Below are 17525 nucleotides of genomic sequence, written 5' to 3'. Positions count from 1 at the left end.
ACACAAATTATTTTGCATATACAGGGAATTTTGCACAAACAGCTTCAACTTTTGCTTTTACATCAGCAATAACTTTTTCGTCACCTTTGCTATCAATCACGTCAGCGATCCAACCAGCAAGTTCACGAACTTCAGTTTCACCAAAACCACGAGTTGTTACTGCCGGAGTACCGATACGGATACCAGAAGTCACAAATGGAGAACGTGGGTCATTTGGAACTGAGTTTTTGTTCACAGTAATGTGAGCAGCACCTAACCAAGCGTCTGCATCTTTACCAGTTACGTCTTGTTTGATTAAAGATAACAAGAATAAGTGGTTGTCTGTACCACCAGAAACAACATCATAACCACGTGCGATAAATACTTCAGCCATTGCTTGAGCATTTTTCACAACTTGTTGTTGGTAAGCTTTAAAGTCGTCAGACATTGCTTCTTTGAAGCAGATTGCTTTAGCAGCAATCGCATGCATTAATGGACCACCTTGGTTACCAGGGAATACAGCTGATTGAAGTTTTTTCTCGATTTCTTCATTCGCTTTCGCAAGGATTAAACCAGAACGTGGACCACGAAGTGTTTTGTGAGTCGTCGTTGTTGTTACGTCAGCAATTTGAACTGGGTTTGGATATACACCAGCAGCAACAAGACCAGCAACGTGAGCCATATCAACAAAAAGGTAAGCACCAACTTTGTCCGCGATGTCACGGAAACGTTGCCAATCCACAACACGGCTATAAGCAGAGAAACCAGCAACGATCATACGTGGCTTGTGTTCCAATGCTAAACGTTCAACTTCTTCGTAATCAATCTCACCAGTTTCAGCATTTAGACCATACTGAACAGCGTTATACGTTTTACCAGAGAAGCTAACTTTTGCACCGTGAGTCAAGTGACCACCGTGAGCCAAGCTCATACCTAAAACTGTATCGCCTGGGTTAAGAAGCGCTAGATAAACAGCAGAGTTAGCTTGTGAGCCAGCGTGTGGTTGAACGTTTGCGTAATCTGCACCAAAAAGTTCTTTAGCACGGTCAATCGCCATTTGCTCAATAACATCTACAAATTCGCAACCGCCATAATAGCGTTTGCCTGGATAACCTTCTGCATATTTGTTCGTAAGTTTTGATCCTTGCGCTTCCATTACCGCAGGAGAGCAATAGTTTTCAGATGCAATTAACTCGATATGTGCTTCTTGACGCTCATCTTCAGAAGCAATTGCTTGAGCTAATTCTGGATCAAATTCAGAAATGGAAATATTGGCAAACATTAGCGGGGGTCCTATAAATTAGGGCTTTTAAGCCGTGCTAAGATTGGTGCGTATTGTAACACGAAGTTTGTCCTTGCACAGATTGATATTTAGTTAATTATCTATGAATTTTCTTCAGCTTATTAGTTATGCTATAAAACAAATAAAAAGGATATCTATATGGGATTACTTGATAAATTTTGGTTCAAAAAAAAGTATATTAGAACAGACCAGCAAGCAACTGATCAAGCTTTAGAAATTCCCGAAGATTGGAATATATACATCTGTCAAATAGATGAACAACCAGCAAGTTACTTTCTAAATCTAGCTTTAACCCAAATTGCTCCACTAACATCTAAACCGATTTTGCTTTGGCTTGAAATACAAATGAATCATTCTAGAGAAGATGGGTTATCGTCTAATGAAGAATTTGATCAACTCATCGAAATCGAAGATCAAATCACTCTATCACTTGCAACACATCCTATCCTTTATGCCGGACGTCTAACACATAATCACTTGAGAGATTTTTACTTTTATTGTGAGGATGGACTAGATGTTAACCACATCATTCACCAAGTCATGCAATCTTATCCAAACTATAATTATCGTTTCGGTCAAAAATCAGACCCTAATTGGTCAACTTATTTTGATTATATGTATCCAAGTCCAGAAATCATGCAGATTATTTCAAATAATGCTGTTATCGAAAATTTAGAAAAACATGGAGATTCTCTTGAAATTGCCCGTCCTGTAGATCATTGGATTTATTTTAAAAATAAATCTGATCAAGCAATCTTCCTCGAATTGATTAAGCCTTTAGGATTTGAAATTGTTCAACAAAATGAAATAAAAGACAGAACGGATTCGCCTTATCAATTGCAAATTTCTAGAATTGATCATGTAAACCACCATGCAATAGATACTTGCACGCTACAACTTTGGAAATTCGCTCAACAAGTTAATGCAGAATATGATGGTTGGGAAACTCAAGTTATTAGAAATTAGCAAAGAAGCCCAAGTTTACTCATTTAGGAGCCAAACTTGGGCTTCGCTATATTTATTCATTATTGCGGAGGCATTAAAGTTTTCACATCGGCAACGATATTATCTACATTACTACTCATCGCCGTCCCATGATCCCAGTTACCCGTCACATAATTATTAATTTTAGTGCCTACAGCAGTGGCATTAGATATCAATAGATCAGTTGCCAATTTAGGTACTGTAGGATCAGCTATCCCTTGATAAATGATGATTGGAGTAGTAACTTTTACTTGTAACGGCTGCGAATCTTTATCTAAAAATGTTTTAACTAACGGTACAGCCATAAAGTTAGGTTGTGTACGTGTAAAGCCATCTAGTGTCCCATTATGGTCTTTAGCATAATTACTCATACCTTCATAAAAGGCTCCATACAATGGTCCAGAACAAAGGTTTTCTGCTTGGGCAGCAATACTTGAAATTTGTGAAGTAAATACTTGTCCATAATCAAAGCTCGGCTGTGTGTTGCGAATACCAGCTGTAACTAAAGCTGTATATGTATCAAGCTGTGCATAGGTTCCAATTTTAATGTCTATAGGTGCATTCGCAACTTGTGCCTCTCCATCTACTAAAATACTTCCCAAATTAGAAGCAGGTGCTACAGCTACAGTACCTTTATAGTCTAGTTGTGCACGGCTCGCATACTGTGCAGCTCCTAATGCAGCATGCCCACCTTGAGAATGACCCACAGTGACCCATTTTTTCGAAGTTAATAAATTACGTTGCGATAAATAATTGCGTGTTGCAACCACTGCATCGGTAATTGAAAAAGCCTCACTTTTAACATTTAAAAAAGGATGTATACCTGGGGTACCCAAACCTTCATAATCAGGTGCCACAACAACATAACCTGCTGCTAGTAATTTACTAATTAAATCTTTTGTACTGTCTGCTAAAGCTGCTTTACTTGGTGCACATACATCTGCCACACCCGTAGTGCCATGCGCCCAGACTACAATGGGCCAACCGCCGACTGGTGGTGGAGTGTTTGGTGTAAACACTAGACTTGTTGCCTGCACTTCTTGTCCACTTTGACCTAACATTTTATAAGTTAAAATACTACTTTCTGCGGCAACTGACCCTAAGTTAGTACTTGTATAGGCTTCAACTTTAACAACTGGATTTTGAATATTATTGGTTGGAGTTCCAGATGGATTAGTAGTAGCTGGGCCATCATCACTACTTCCACCTCCACAAGCGACTAAAAATAAACTCGTACTAAGAACGCTCGTCATTAATAGTTTCATTTTCATTGGTATATCTTCCCTTAAATTCCATTTTTGTTGTGCTTTAGTTTTTTAATCAACATTCTCTAATGTCTTAAAAACAATTACGCCTAATCTTAATTTTCCGCAAGTTCTATTCGACAAAATCAATCCCTGAAAAATTCTATTTTTAATATAAATTGTCGTTCTCACCACTTTCTAACCTCACTTCAGGTTTTAAAGTGCGAGGCCAACTGTTAACATTCTTGATTACTCGTAATTGTTTAAAGGGCCGGATATGCAAGCCATTATTTTAGATACAGAAACACATACACTAAATGGTTTGCCTATTGAAATTGCATATGCCCCAATTGAAATTAATGCAGGCAAGCTCACCTTAGATAAAAGCAAATTGTTTGATCAACTTTATCAAGTTGGGACCCCTATCTCTTACGCGGCTATGGCAGTACACCATATATTAGAATCAGATTTAGAAAATCAGCCCCACTATAAAACTTTTAAATTGCCAGACACTACAACTTATATTATTGGCCACAATATTGATTATGATATTGCCGCGATTGCGCGTTGCGGTGTAGATGTTTCTCATATCAAACCAATTTGTACGCTAGCTTTAGCACGTAAAACCTGGCCTGATGCAGAAGCGCATAATATCTCAGCACTGATCTATATGATTTCTCAAGGCAGCAGTAAAGCTCGTGAATTACTCAAAGGCGCGCACCGTGCCGATGCGGATATTATTTTAACTGCCAATATCTTGATGCATATTGTCTATCATTTAAATATTCATGACATTGAAGAGTTGTACCGTGTTTCTGAAGAAGCACGTATTCCCACAACAATTAACTTTGGCAAGCATAAAGGTACAGCTATTGCTGAACTCCCTAAAGACTATATTCAATGGCTATTGCGCCAAGACGAGCTGGACGTTTACCTACGTAAAGCATTAGAAAGTGCATTTTAACGGCCTAAATAGATGATATTCATAAATTCTTCATCATATTGTCATTTTTGAGTTTTATCGTTAGCCCCATTTATATTTTATTAAGAACAGTACTGTTTGATAGAAAAAATCAAACAGGCTGCTTCATTTTTATATTGGGGAAAAATGATGGCTGGTTTTTATCGAACCAATTTGGGAAGAGTCGCGCTTCAACAACGTAATATTGCTTTAAATGCCAAACAAAGACGTTTACTTCTATTAATTGATCATGAAGATTTTCAAACTCTCAATACCGAGTTTAAAAAACGCATTGCTCCACCAGAACTCATTCAACAACTTATTGACTTAAAGCTTATTGCCCCTATTAGTGAAAACGATTCAGAATTTACTGAACAAATAGCTCTCTCAGTATCACCTACCACGAGTTTAGAAGTAAAAGCGCAACAAAAAAGCACCATAGATGAAAATGAAAGTGCCGATTTGACTGGAGAAATTAAAGTTTCTCTAGAACCATCATGCCATTCTTCAAATATTGAAAATACTCAGCCACCAATTCCTGTTCAACAACTTACTTTTGAAGAAATACAACTATTAATGAAACAAAGCTTAAGCCAATACTGTGGGCTTATGGCCAAACCACTTATTCAAAAAATAGAACAAATTAAAAATCTTCAAGAACTAAAAATTTGCCAAATGCAATGGATTACCAGTTTGCAAGAGTCAAGGATTCCCCCTCATGAGCTGGCACATACGCTTCACTCTATTAATTATTCAATTCAGCTCATTCAGCAAAAGAACTAAAACATAACAAGCTGCTGTTTAATTAAGCATTAAATTCACTTGGTACGTATTTCGTGCTTTACCTGCAAGTGTTTTTTTCCTATGATGTGCCCCACACATGCGCTCGTAGCTCAGTTGGATAGAGTACAGGTTTCCGAAGCCTGGGGTCGTGGGTTCGATCCCCGCCGAGCGCACCATTTTATATATAATAACTTCATAAATTTATCTCAATTTTATAAAATTCCGACTATTTTACTTGGTTTATTAATCATTATCGCTCAAAATATACCCCTCTTTCATAATGTGAGAATTTCATGACTGATGCTTTGGTTTTAAGAGATTTGTCCAAAACATATCGTAATGGTTTTCAGGCGTTAAAAGGTATTAACCTCACTGTGCCTGAAGGTGAATTTTATGCGTTGTTAGGTCCAAATGGCGCCGGCAAATCAACAACCATTGGTATTATCAGCTCCCTCACGAAAAAGACCTCTGGAACAGTTGAGATTTTTGGACATAATCTCGATACTCATCCATCCTTGGCAAAACAGCAGCTTGGCGTTGTCCCTCAGGAATTTAACTTTGGGCAGTTTGAAAAAGCATTTGATATTTTAGTAACGCAAGCTGGTTATTACGGTATCCATAGAAAGATTGCAGAAAAGCGCGCAGAACATTATTTAGAAAAACTGGGCTTATGGGAAAAACGTAATATACAAGCACGTATGCTGTCAGGTGGTATGAAACGCCGTCTTATGATTGCCCGTGCCATGATGCATGAGCCTAAACTTCTTATTTTAGATGAGCCTACTGCAGGTGTAGATATTGAGTTACGCCGTTCTATGTGGGATTTTCTGACTGAAATGAACGAAAACGGTACTTCTATTATTTTAACGACACATTATCTCGAAGAAGCAGAAATGTTGTGTCGTCAAATTGCCATCATTGACCGTGGTGTCATTAAAGAAGATACCAGCATGAAAAGTTTCTTAAACCAGCTGAGTGAAGAGTCTTTTATTTTTGATTTGGCTGCACCTATTGCCCCACTCCAGCTCAATATTATTGGTGTGAAGTTCAACTTAATTGATAGTAGTACTTTAGAAGTAACAATGGATAAAGCACATACATTAAATGATTTATTCCAACTTTTAGAGTCACAAGGTATTCGTGTTCGCAGCATGCGAAATAAATCGAATCGTCTTGAAGAGCTATTTGTCAAAATGGTCGAGAAAAATCTTGAAGGAGCGGCAAAATGAACTTTAACCAACTGCAAATTGCCCTCTGGACTCTAGTTCGTAAAGAAGTACGCCGATTTCTACGCATTTGGCCACAAACCTTATTACCGCCGGCAATTACCATGAGTTTGTACTTTGTCATTTTCGGTAATTTGGTTGGCTCACGTATTGGTGAAATGGGTGGCGTAAGTTACATGCAATTTATTGTACCTGGCCTCATCATGATGGCTGTCATTACCAACAGTTATGCCAATGTATCATCGAGTTTCTTTAGTGTGAAATTTCAAAAAAGCATTGAAGAGCTGATTATGAGCCCTGTGCCTCTGCATATTATTTTGTGGGGCTATGTTATTGGTGGTATTTGTCGAGGTGTCTTGGTTGGTGCAATCGTTACCGCGATGAGTATGTTTTTTACTGATCTTTTTATCCATAACTGGTTCGTAACTATATATACAGTATTAATTACATCCGTTTTATTTTCTTTAGGCGGTTTTATTAATGCAGTCTACGCAAAATCATTTGATGATATTTCTATTATTCCAACATTTGTACTTACTCCACTTACCTATTTAGGTGGTGTGTTTTATGCCATTAGTGCACTTGGTCCTTTTTGGCAAAAACTTTCTTTAATTAATCCTATTGTTTATATGGTAAATGCTTTCCGTTTCGGCATTTTAGGTCATAGTGACGTGAACGTTTCGTTCTCTTTAATCATTGTGACATTATGCTGTGCTGTACTTTACGGAATTGCTTATTATTTACTTGCTCGTGGTTCAGGAATGCGTGAATGAGTGTCGAACAGTCTTTATTGGGCAAAGAAACCCAATATCCAACTAGCTATCAACCCGATGTGTTATTTCCAATTGCACGTGCTCAATCTCGTGAAAAATATGCTCATATCGAAGGTATAACCCAAGGTAAAGATTGGTGGCACGTTTTCGAAATTTCTTGGTTGAATGCTCACGGTATTCCACAGGTTGCTATTGGCAGAATTACACTGCCAGCTTCTTCACCGAATTTAATTGAATCAAAATCATTAAAACTTTATTTCAATAGTCTTAACTTCACTCAGTTTGACTCTACACAGTCATTCATTGAAACAGTTGAAAAAGATCTATCTGCTGCGGCAGGTGCAAAAGTTGAATTAACCCTATTTCAAGTAGATGATTTAGAGATTTCTAAACCTCAAGGGATCTGTATTGATGATCTTATGCCAGAGCGTTTAGAACAACATCCTGATGCTACTCTCTTAAAACTTGATGAGTCAGGTGAAGAAATCGAAGTTGAACTGTATTCTCATCTTTTGAGAAGTAACTGCCCAGTCACGGGTCAGCCGGATTGGGGGACAGTTTTTATTCGTTTTAAGGGCAAAAAACCTTGTTATCGTAGTCTTTTAGCCTATATTATTTCGTACCGTCAGCATAACGGTTTCCACGAACAATGTGTCGAACAAATCTTTGCCGATATTTGGCAAAATTTGCAACCTGAAAAGCTGATGGTTTATGCAACTTATACTCGCCGCGGTGGACTTGATATCAATCCTTGCCGAGTATCGGATCTTACATGGATGCCAAAACCGATTCGATTGGCACGACAATAAAACGAATAATTTGAGGATACACCATGCCGTTTTTTGGTTTTACCCCTTCTGAAGGCTTATTGAATGATATACAGACTGGAATTGCGAATAAAAATTCTAGTGAACCGTTATATCCACTTCGAGACAAAATCGCTTTACAACTCAATGAAGAAATTATTGAAAATGTACTTACCCAGTTAGTACAACATTTCCCAGCGAGTGAAAAAAGAGATACCGCCGAAAAACTAGCTGGTTATGTCAAATCAACAGTTGCCGTGCTTTTAAAGCAATTACTCAGCAAAGCGCCAAACGATGTGGTTAAACAGTCAGTTGAGTTTTCAGAGAAAAGCTTATTTAAAGATCCGCAAGGCCAATATAAAGTTGGCGTAGCTTTAGATGCTGGCCTAGTTACCAACTTGAAGCATAATTTTGGCGAGCTTCAAGCGGGTAATGATATTAATAAAGCAGCATTAGCAGAACTATATAAACAGTTCGGTGATGCTATGGTGAGACATTTTATGTCTGACTTTAATAAAACATTAGATTTAGGCATGATTAAGCGTAAAGCAGCCGATATTGGCGCTGCTGCTGTAACTAAAGCAGTTCATATTGCGATCGACAAACTCATTCCAAGTTTAAATCGCACTGAACTAAAAGCGATGGCTGAATATCATGATGGACTATTCTTTAACTAATAAAAAATAGTCTATCGGAAACCTGGTGAGAGCCAGGTTTTTTTATTGCAAAATATTGATATACATTGTCATAAATCAAGTTTATGTTAGCATGCGCCAAGCACTGATTGACCTTTAGTTAAAGCCGCATGTCTCCTAGTCCACAATATAAATTTTTACGCCAAGCTCCTCGAGATGGCCTTAGTACTGCCATGCAACCTTCACGCTGGCAGCAGCTTCATATTGACCCTTGGTTATGCCTATTTTTATTCCTAAATGCATTGTTAGGTTTAACGGTACTTTATAGTGCATCTGCACAAGATGTGGGACTCGTCAGTAAACAGGCCATGAGCTTTGGTATCGGCTTTCTGGTCATGATTAGCCTAGCGCAAATTCCACCCAAGGTTTATCAAGCTTTTTCACCTTATTTTTATTTATTTGGCCTGTTTTCCTTAATTGGCGTTATGGTTTTTGGTGAAGTTCGCATGGGTGCTCAACGCTGGATCGATATTCCAGGGTTCGGGAGTGTTCAACCCAGCGAATTTATGAAAATTGGCATGCCAATGATGGTTGCATGGTTTTTAGCTCGTAAACCTCTTCCTCCTAGCTTCTCGCAGGTTATTTTGTCTTTAATGTTAATTGGTGTTCCATTTTTACTTATTGCAGAACAGCCTGACCTAGGAACATCACTATTAGTATTAGCAAGTGGGATTTTTGTACTGTTCTTAAGTGGGCTATCTTGGCGCATGATCGGTGCAGCAGCAGCTTGTGCAGCTATTGTGATTCCAATTGCATGGGAATTCCTTTTACACGACTATCAACGTCAACGGGTATTAACGTTGCTTGACCCAGAAGCGGATGCTTTAGGAACAGGCTGGAACATTATTCAGTCCAAAACAGCAATCGGTTCTGGTGGGTTCTCAGGGAAAGGTTTCCTCGAAGGTACTCAATCACATTTGCACTTCTTACCAGAAGGCCATACTGACTTTATTATTGCTGCTTACTCAGAAGAATTCGGTTTAATTGGTGTACTTATATTAGTAATTCTTTATTCGGCCATTATTTTTAGAACATTTCAAATCGGTTTACAAAGCTTTCACAATTATGGCCGATTAGTGGCTGGCGCGTTTGGTTTGTCTTTTTTTGTTTATGTATTTGTAAACGCAGGAATGGTCAGTGGTATTTTACCTGTAGTGGGTGTTCCCTTACCTTTTATGAGTTATGGCGGTACCGCTATTATTACTTTAATGGCCACTTTTGGTTTAGTCATGTCTATTCATACACATCGATAATCTGGAATTTAAAAAAGATATGTTGTCTCAATTTGTTAATAAAACTTTAAAAGTGCTTGCCTTGTGTACTGGCCTTATTAGCACAAGTCATTTTGCTCAGGCCAATGATTTTGTAACTCATCCTAACTATTTAAATTTTAAACAAAAAGCCATGAGCACTTATGGCTTAAGCGGTGAACAGGTTGACGCCGCTATGAATGGTGCAAAAAATTTACCAAACATTATAAATATTATGACTCGCCCTGGTGAAAGTAAGCCTTGGTACGACTATCGCTCTATGTTTTTAGTCGAAGGTACTATTCAACGTGGTGTCCGCTTTAAAAACCAATATGCCGATGCTCTCAATCGTGCTGAACAACAATTTGGTGTCTCTCAAGCGGTTATTCTAGGCATTTTAGGTGTTGAAACAGGTTATGGAGCCAATAAAGGCTCGTTTATTACTCGTGATGCACTTGCAACGTTAGCTTTTGGCTACCCACGCCGTGCTGAATATTTTGGCGATGAGTTAGCTGCTCTCATTGCATGGACTTACAAAGAAGGTTATCCAACCAATAGTATTGTAGGTTCTTATGCTGGTGCCATTGGCTTCCCGCAGTTTATGCCAAGCAACATTAGTAAGTACGGGGTCGACTTTGATGGTAATGGTCATATCGACCTACGAAACTCTGCAGAAGATGCGATTGGTTCAATCGCAAATTACTTAGCAAAGCAAGGCTGGCAACGCGATCAACCTATTGGTTTTATGGCTCGTTACACAGGTTCAAATCCGGAAAGTATCATTGCTAAAGATTTGACCCAGCCCACTCCGTATGGTGTACTAAAAAATCAAGGGATTTCCCCTTTAAATCCGTTAGTCAAAATTGATGACTTAGATATGGTAAATGTTATTCAATTACAAGACTATAACGGTCCAATTTACTATTTAACCTATCCGAACTTTCAAGTAATTACGACTTATAACAAAAGCCGAATGTATGCGACTGCCGTATGGTTGTTAGGTACAGAAGTAGCTAGCCGATAGGCTAGCTTTTTGATGAGTTTATGTAAAAGTCAATAAATATTTTTGTTAAATCGATCACAATACAAACATTTTAAATACCTTGTTACATATTTGGTTATTTTTTAACCTAAAACTGTAAGTTTTTGCCCTTTTTGTAACTATTTCTCGTTAAAGACTAGACACTCTCCGTAAGCGATGAATATTATCCACCCCAATCAAGCAATTGCAAAAGTGAATAATTAGGCATGTTCACTTCAATTTTTAGCTCTTTGGCTAAATGAAAAAGTGCATGTTCTCAGGAGTTTATATAAATGCAGTTATCGCTGAAATACATTCTTGCACTGACGGCTAGTTTAAGCATGGCCCCACTGCACGCTGAAATGATGCAATCATCATCATTAAATAGCGATGTAGATGGTCCAAATGCAAATTTAGCTGCTCGTGTGTTGAGTAAAGATACTCAAAACTTTAATTCTCGTTTCTCTAACATTAACAGTCTTTCAATCACTGAACGTTCTGGCGATCAAATCCGTCGTCAAGCTATCGCAGCTAAAATTGAAATCCCTGAAGATGAGCCTTCAGTGATTGAAAAACTTAACACAGTAGCTTCAAATACTGTTCGTAAGTTTAGCCAAACTGGTATGGCATCGTGGTATGGTCGTCAATTCCATGGCCGTAAAACTGCAAGTGGTGAAACATTCGATATGAATGCACTTACTGCTGCTCACCGTAGCTTACCGCTTAACTGTTATATCCGTGTCACCAACAAAGACAATGGCAAAAGCGTAGTGGTAAAAGTAAACGATCGTGGTCCTTTCCATGGTAATCGTGTGCTTGATTTATCATACGGTGCAGCTAAACGCCTTGGTATTACCAATGCTGGTACTGCTAAAGTAAGTATTGAGCGTGTAGACGGTCCTACTTCATAAGCGATTACTCCTCGAGTTCATGAAAAAGCCACAAGTTAAATTGTGGCTTTTTTAATATAAAAAGAGCAAAAAAATCCTATAAAAATTTTGTGTCTAGACTCGTTTTTTCATTACAAAAATGATTATTTTTTAACCCAAAAACACACTTATTTATTCTTTATCGATTTTTGCGCATATTTTTCGATTACAGCCATTTTAAAATAATTCCGCTACCCTAGTACCACTTTAGTCTAAAAAGAGTTGTTTAACGCGTTTTAAGACAAGATGAGTTGAATATTTTTCTATTATTTTCCCATTCTTCATGAAAATGAGGTTTTTTTGAGGATTCGACTCTCTCAAAATCACAAATAAATAACCTGAAATTTTTGAGCTCATCCTCCCCTTTCTTCAGTGCTGTTTTTCATTTTTGTGCCGCAATGAATAAACTTTAAATTTTAGGCTTACTTGATTTAACAAACATGTCGATATACAACTTGTCTTGTCTCTCTCGGTAACGAGAGGATAAAATATAAACAGAAAAAGAATGACTCAAAATTAGACAAGGAGAACAAGGTCTATGAAATCTATCAGTGAATGGTTTGATGAATATAGTGAAAGTCATCAAAACCCGATAAATAAGAAAATTCACTGGGTATGTGTACCAGCTATTTTATTTTCGATTATTGGAATTATTGCTCACTTTAGTGCCCTACTCACCGCTTTACTCGTAGTACTTACCCTCATTTTTTATGCTCGGCTTGATCTTGTACTTGCAGTAGCAATGGCTGCTCTACTTGTTGTGATGGCATGGCTTATTTATGTTCTACCAGTAGGTGTAGGATTTTATATTGCTCTTTTTGTGTTTGCCTGGATTGGACAATTTTATGGACATAAAATTGAAGGAAAAAAACCTTCTTTCTTTAAAGATTTGCAATTTCTCTTGATTGGTCCGGTCTGGTGTATGGATGCTTATCTTGCAAAGATATTACCTCATTGGAAAAGCCGTCAGAAGAAACTGATTGCTCAATAAATTTTTAAGAAGCTGAATCCTAAAAAGATTCAGCTTTAACTTAATGATTTATTAGAAAATTTATAAAATAAAAAAATGCCAGGCTCAGCAGAACGCTCGGTAACACTTTTTTAAAATAGAAAGCCACGACAGTACAAAATATCGTTGCGTATAAGTAAGGATTATCTAAAAATCCTCTTAATTCATTATTTTCAAAAAAAATTACTGGAATACAAATAGCACTTAATAAACAAGGAGCTGAATAATTCAACATTTTATTCATAAGTACTGGTAATTTGACTTTTACGTTTGGTTCCAAAAAATAATAACGATTAAAAAATACGATAGCTGCCAGTCCTAAAATCATAAGCCATGACATTTTATTTTTCTCCCATTTTATTTTCGACTATTACCGCAATAAACATCCCCAATAAACCAGAGATTAGAATGGCTCCTTCTATATGAAAAAATTTAAGCACAAAACCACTGATACAAGTCATTAAAATACCTGCCATTACAGGCTTCCCTTTACACATAGGAACAATCATGGCAACAAAAATAGCAATAATGGAAAAATCCAAATGATAATTTAATAAATTAGGTAGCGCTGTTGCTAATAAAATACCCACTAAACTAAAAACCACCCAAAATAAATAAAAGCAAAGACCTGCTCCGAATAAGTATTGAGGATGTTTTTTCTCATTAGGAACACTTACTGCAAATAATTCGTCGGTAAGCAGAAACCCTAAAGTTAATCTTTTTGGAAGAGGCAAAATAGAAACATGATTTCTTAAAGTTAAAGCATAAATAAAATGTTGAGCAGTAAGAAAGAAAATAGTGACATAGATGGTTAATAACGATGCACCTTCCATCACCATGCTTAAACTTACTAATTGCGCAGCGCCAGCAAACACAATTCCTGACATCGCTAGTGCTTTATAAAATGATAAACCCGCATGAATTGCCATTGATCCAGCTAAAATAGCCCATGGTATAACCGAAATAGATAGTGGCAATATATCTATCGCTCCTCGTAAAAAAAGATGCGGTGGTCGGCTTTTAGAAAATCTAATAGATTGATTTAAATGAGTATTCATCCCTAGACATCTATAACAGTTATTATTTATAGATTTTCTGGTATTTAGCTCAGCTTCGCTTGAACAAAATTGCGGTTAGCACTGCAAATAAATTTTAAAGATTAAGACTCGCCACATATTGGGTTGGTGTAACACCCATCGCCTTTTTAAAATGACGATTAAAATGGCTTTGATCAGAAAAACCACATTGCTGTGCAACCATTACAATTTGAACGCCTTGTTTTAATAATTGTCTCGCTTTTTGCAAACGCGCCTGTACTAACCATGCATGAGGCGGTAAACCCACATGTTTTTTAAATTGTCTTAAAAAATGCCATGCACTTAACCCGACCATATCAGCCAATTCCTGCAAAGAAAAATTCTTTTCAGGCATATCAGCTAACAAATCTTTAACTTTTAATACTTTTGAATAAGCTTCTGGTAACTCGCAAAAGGTGTGTCTTGATTTACCATGACGTACCATTAAACATGCTAATGTTGATAAATACATGGTTTCTTTAAGCAAAAAATTGTCTTTTTGTTCTAATAAATCAAATAATAAACAGAGTTGTTGAGATAATCCCAAGTCCTGAATTACAGCTTGCGGAAACCAAGGTGCCCCATGGCCTTGCTCAAAAAAATCTTGGCTTACTTCAGCAAGCATTTCAGGTGTAGGATAGATTGCACGGTAACGCCAGCCCGATTCAACAGCAGATGAGCCTGTGTGAATTTCATCTGCATTAACTAAAATAATGTCACCTTTAGGGGCAACATGTAGCTGACCCGTCCTAAAAAAAGACTGTGCACCCTCTTCAATGACACCAATACAATATCCTTCATGAGTATGCTTTGAAAATTGTGTTTGGTGATAATGTGCTTTTAATAATTCTAAACCGCCCAACTCTCGCAAATGCAAGTAGTCAGCCTGTTCCCGGTGCATATATACATCTCATCTATTTATCTACAAAAAAACATAGCATGTTTTAAAAAGATGCATAGAACAAAATTGCTGTTATGCGGAAATGGATATCCTATTTTCTATTGATAAATACGACCATTATGTTTCAGCCAACCATTTTCATGGCGATTCTGGGGATCATGATGCGTCCAATGTAATACTCCACCTTTTTCGTTATATTCATATTCCCCGTTAAATTCGACAATATCACCCTTTCTTAAATCTTCAATTTTTGGTGCTAAATCAATATTATGTGCTACTAAAATTGAAAGACCATTTTTTAATACCAAAATAAATTTCTGGTGTCTCGACCCATCATTATCTTCTCTTAAGATTGCTTTTACTCGACCACTACCCTGCACTTGAACGTTACTTTGTCTACGTTCATAAGCAGCCTTTATAGTATCTACTCCATCATTTGAAAACGTCGTTTCAGTACGCTGACTCGCAGGTATGCTTGATGATGGTGTCGGGTTGTTTTTATGCCCAGATAAGTCCAGACCCAAATATGCAGCAATCAATAAAACAATTATGCCGCCAATACCTAGATTCTTTTTATTTGTCATCTTTAGATTCCGTTTTCAACAGAGATAAAAAAAGCCCCATAGGGGGCTTTTTTTGAAGATACGAATTACTTCGCAGCAGCTTGAGCAGCAGCAACTTCTTCAGCAAAGCTAAGTTCAGCTTTTTTCTCGATACCTTCACCAACTTCGAAACGTACGAAGTTAGCAACATTTGTACCAGTCGCTTTTAATACGTCAGCAACTTTTTTCTCGTTGTCGATAACGTACATTTGACGGTCAAGAGCAACTTCGTTTAAGTATTTCTCAACAGAACCAGTTACCATTTTCTCAACGATGTTCGCTGGTTTACCAGATTCTAACGCTTTCGCTTCAGCAATTTCTTTCTCTTTAGCGATAAGGTCAGCTGGAACAGCTTCAGCATTTACTGCTACTGGGTTGAATGCAGCAACGTGCATTGCAATACCTTTACCAGTGTCAGCATCACCAGTATAAGAAACTACAACACCGATTTTTAAACCGTGTTTATAGATAGCCAATTGTTCGCCTTCAACGATTTTCGCACGACGAACTTGGATGTTTTCACCGATTTTTTGAACAAGCGCGATACGAGCTTCTTCAACTGATTGGCCATCAGCTAATTTTAATTCAGCAATTTTAGCAGCATCAGTTTCGCCAGCAGCTAATGCAGCAGCAGCAACTGTGTGTGCAAAGTTAGAGAAGTTTTCGTCTTTAGCAACGAAGTCAGTTTGACAGTTTACTTCAACTAAGATCGCTTTATTACCGTCTTGAACGATAGTGATTGCACCGTCAGCAGCAATGTTGCCAGCTTTTTTAGCAGCTTTAGCTTGACCAGATTTACGAAGGTTATCAATAGCAAGTTCGATGTCACCGTTCGCTTCTGTTAATGCTTTTTTGCATTCCATCATTGCAAGACCAGTACGGTCACGTAATTCTTTTACCATGCTTGCAGTAATTGCAGTCATGTTGATCTCCTAAAATCGGTAGAAAATAAATCTGTTCAACAAAAACGGCCCAAAGAAACTCTGGGCCGTTTGCACTCTCGACGCTTAATTTGCCACCATTACATGTCGCAAAAATGACAAGCCTGCGTCAAAACGCATTAAGCCTCAGAAGCGTCTTTCGCAGCGTCATCGCCTTTTGCTTGAGCGTTCGCTTGAGATTGAGCGTATTCTTTACCAGCAAGAATTGCATCAGCCATAGCTGAAGCATATAAAGTTACTGCACGGATCGCATCGTCGTTACCAGGAATAACGTAATCTACGTTGTCTGGGTTAGAGTTTGTATCAACGATACCGATAACAGGAATACCTAAGTTTTTCGCTTCTTTGATTGCAATCGCTTCGTGATCAACGTCGATTACAAATAATGCGTCAGGTAAACCACCCATGTTTTTAACGCCGCCTAAAGAGCGCTCAAGTTTTTCCATCTCACGAGTACGTTCTAAAGCTTCACGTTTAGTAAGCTTAGCAAAAGTACCGTCTTGAGATTGAGTTTGAAGATCTTTTAAACGGTTGATAGATTGGCGAAGTGTTTTCCAGTTCGTCAACATACCACCTAACCAACGGTGATCTACGTATGGTTGACCAGCGCGTTGAGCTTGTTCACGGATGATGTTAGAAGCAGCACGTTTTGTACCAACGAACAAAACTTTGTTCTTTTTGCTTGCTAATTGGTTAGCGAAGTTCAAAGCATCATTTAACGCAGGAACAGTGTGCTCAAGGTTGATGATGTGAATTTTGTTACGCGCGCCAAAAATGTATTGACGCATTTTTGGGTTCCAGAAACGAGTTTGGTGACCAAAGTGCGCACCTGCTTGAAGAAGGTCGCGCATGCTTACGTTGTAATCTGCCATTTTCTTTACCTTAAAAGTTGGGTTAGGCCTCCATATATCCGCATTCTCCACCTTTTTACGGGCACCCAGAGTAATGTGACGATATATGTGCGGATTTTTACTCCACCTATCAAAATTCTTCGTAAAAGATATTCACGAAAAGCATTTGATAAAATGGGCGGCTATTTATA

The 17525-nt window shown here is 37.8% G+C and carries 19 protein-coding genes and 1 tRNA gene; 12 read left to right on the top strand and 8 right to left on the bottom strand.

Annotated elements, in window-relative coordinates; translation table 11 throughout:
- Window positions 1-7: 7 nt before the first annotated feature.
- Complete coding sequence (gene glyA, locus NQ782_RS00490; protein ID WP_000457894.1) at window positions 8-1261, bottom strand: serine hydroxymethyltransferase; 1254 nt, start codon at window positions 1259-1261, stop codon at window positions 8-10.
- Between the two features lie 159 nt (window positions 1262-1420).
- Between glyA and NQ782_RS00485 the strand changes: the two genes are divergently transcribed.
- Window positions 1421-2248, top strand: a complete 828-nt coding sequence (locus NQ782_RS00485; protein ID WP_000523679.1) for a DUF695 domain-containing protein — start codon at window positions 1421-1423, stop codon at window positions 2246-2248.
- 59 nt (window positions 2249-2307) lie between these two features.
- On the opposite strand, the gene NQ782_RS00480 is transcribed toward NQ782_RS00485, so the two are convergent.
- Entirely contained in the window at window positions 2308-3537 is a 1230-nt protein-coding gene (locus NQ782_RS00480; protein WP_057094586.1) for an alpha/beta fold hydrolase, read from the bottom strand.
- Window positions 3538-3787: 250 nt separating this feature from the next.
- On the opposite strand from NQ782_RS00480, the gene NQ782_RS00475 reads away from it, so the two are divergent.
- The 11 genes from NQ782_RS00475 to NQ782_RS00425 all read left to right on the top strand — a co-directional run bounded on the left by NQ782_RS00475 (window position 3788) and on the right by NQ782_RS00425 (window position 12945).
- Window positions 3788-4474 carry a putative quorum-sensing-regulated virulence factor gene (locus tag NQ782_RS00475; RefSeq protein ID WP_001147934.1) on the top strand — a complete coding sequence of 229 codons (687 nt, stop codon included), beginning with the start codon at window positions 3788-3790 and terminating at the stop codon, window positions 4472-4474.
- 144 nt (window positions 4475-4618) lie between these two features.
- The gene (locus NQ782_RS00470) at window positions 4619-5254 is read left to right on the top strand and encodes a hypothetical protein (protein WP_162520258.1); all 636 of its coding nucleotides are present in this window, start codon (window positions 4619-4621) and stop codon (window positions 5252-5254) included.
- A gap of 99 nt (window positions 5255-5353) precedes the next feature.
- Window positions 5354-5430, top strand: a tRNA-Arg gene (locus tag NQ782_RS00465).
- A 117-nt stretch (window positions 5431-5547) separates the two neighbouring features.
- Window positions 5548-6483 (top strand): ABC transporter ATP-binding protein, encoded by a 936-nt coding sequence (locus NQ782_RS00460; RefSeq protein WP_000128666.1) that lies wholly within the window; start codon window positions 5548-5550, stop codon window positions 6481-6483.
- Window positions 6480-7253, top strand: coding sequence for an ABC transporter permease (locus NQ782_RS00455; RefSeq protein ID WP_001010536.1), 774 nt, complete (start codon window positions 6480-6482; stop codon window positions 7251-7253). Before NQ782_RS00460 ends, NQ782_RS00455 begins: the two co-directional genes overlap by 4 nt.
- Window positions 7250-8062 carry an NADPH-dependent 7-cyano-7-deazaguanine reductase QueF gene (gene queF, locus NQ782_RS00450; protein ID WP_000110166.1) on the top strand — a complete coding sequence of 271 codons (813 nt, stop codon included), beginning with the start codon at window positions 7250-7252 and terminating at the stop codon, window positions 8060-8062. The genes NQ782_RS00455 and queF overlap by 4 nt, the downstream gene beginning before the upstream one ends.
- 23 nt (window positions 8063-8085) lie before the next feature.
- Window positions 8086-8736: a hypothetical protein gene (locus NQ782_RS00445; protein WP_267581167.1), complete on the top strand. Its 651-nt coding sequence runs from the start codon at window positions 8086-8088 to the stop codon at window positions 8734-8736.
- A 128-nt stretch (window positions 8737-8864) separates the two neighbouring features.
- A complete protein-coding gene (rodA, locus tag NQ782_RS00440; protein ID WP_000075224.1) occupies window positions 8865-10007 on the top strand; it encodes a rod shape-determining protein RodA in 1143 nt (380 codons plus the stop codon).
- 19 nt (window positions 10008-10026) lie between these two features.
- Window positions 10027-11028, top strand: a complete 1002-nt coding sequence (gene mltB, locus NQ782_RS00435; protein WP_029424516.1) for a lytic murein transglycosylase B — start codon at window positions 10027-10029, stop codon at window positions 11026-11028.
- Between the two features lie 290 nt (window positions 11029-11318).
- On the top strand, window positions 11319-11936 hold the full coding sequence (locus tag NQ782_RS00430) for a septal ring lytic transglycosylase RlpA family protein (protein WP_001177236.1): 618 nt from the start codon (window positions 11319-11321) through the stop codon (window positions 11934-11936).
- A 556-nt stretch (window positions 11937-12492) separates the two neighbouring features.
- Complete coding sequence (locus NQ782_RS00425) at window positions 12493-12945, top strand: DUF962 domain-containing protein (protein ID WP_002045815.1); 453 nt, start codon at window positions 12493-12495, stop codon at window positions 12943-12945.
- A gap of 40 nt (window positions 12946-12985) precedes the next feature.
- Here NQ782_RS00425 and NQ782_RS00420 read toward each other — a convergent pair whose 3' ends face one another.
- The 6 genes from NQ782_RS00420 to rpsB form a co-directional block, all read right to left on the bottom strand.
- Window positions 12986-13303, bottom strand: a complete 318-nt coding sequence (locus NQ782_RS00420; protein ID WP_000118659.1) for an AzlD domain-containing protein — start codon at window positions 13301-13303, stop codon at window positions 12986-12988.
- Window position 13304: 1 nt separating this feature from the next.
- Window positions 13305-14021 carry an AzlC family ABC transporter permease gene (locus tag NQ782_RS00415; protein WP_079745773.1) on the bottom strand — a complete coding sequence of 239 codons (717 nt, stop codon included), beginning with the start codon at window positions 14019-14021 and terminating at the stop codon, window positions 13305-13307.
- Window positions 14022-14115: 94 nt separating this feature from the next.
- Complete coding sequence (locus NQ782_RS00410) at window positions 14116-14940, bottom strand: AraC family transcriptional regulator (protein WP_000554500.1); 825 nt, start codon at window positions 14938-14940, stop codon at window positions 14116-14118.
- A gap of 98 nt (window positions 14941-15038) precedes the next feature.
- Complete coding sequence (locus NQ782_RS00405) at window positions 15039-15524, bottom strand: DUF3465 domain-containing protein (RefSeq protein ID WP_057094584.1); 486 nt, start codon at window positions 15522-15524, stop codon at window positions 15039-15041.
- Window positions 15525-15589: 65 nt separating this feature from the next.
- Entirely contained in the window at window positions 15590-16465 is an 876-nt protein-coding gene (gene tsf, locus NQ782_RS00400) for a translation elongation factor Ts (RefSeq protein ID WP_000125378.1), read from the bottom strand.
- Between the two features lie 137 nt (window positions 16466-16602).
- Window positions 16603-17355, bottom strand: a complete 753-nt coding sequence (rpsB, locus tag NQ782_RS00395; RefSeq protein WP_001982118.1) for a 30S ribosomal protein S2 — start codon at window positions 17353-17355, stop codon at window positions 16603-16605.
- Between the last annotated feature and the right edge of the window lie 170 nt (window positions 17356-17525).

The sequence above is a fragment of the Acinetobacter sp. BD54 genome (genome assembly GCF_044778325.1).
Lineage (GTDB): Bacteria > Pseudomonadota > Gammaproteobacteria > Pseudomonadales > Moraxellaceae > Acinetobacter > Acinetobacter baumannii.
Note: the sequence above shows the minus strand (reverse complement) of the source record. Positions and strands in the feature narration are given on the sequence as shown.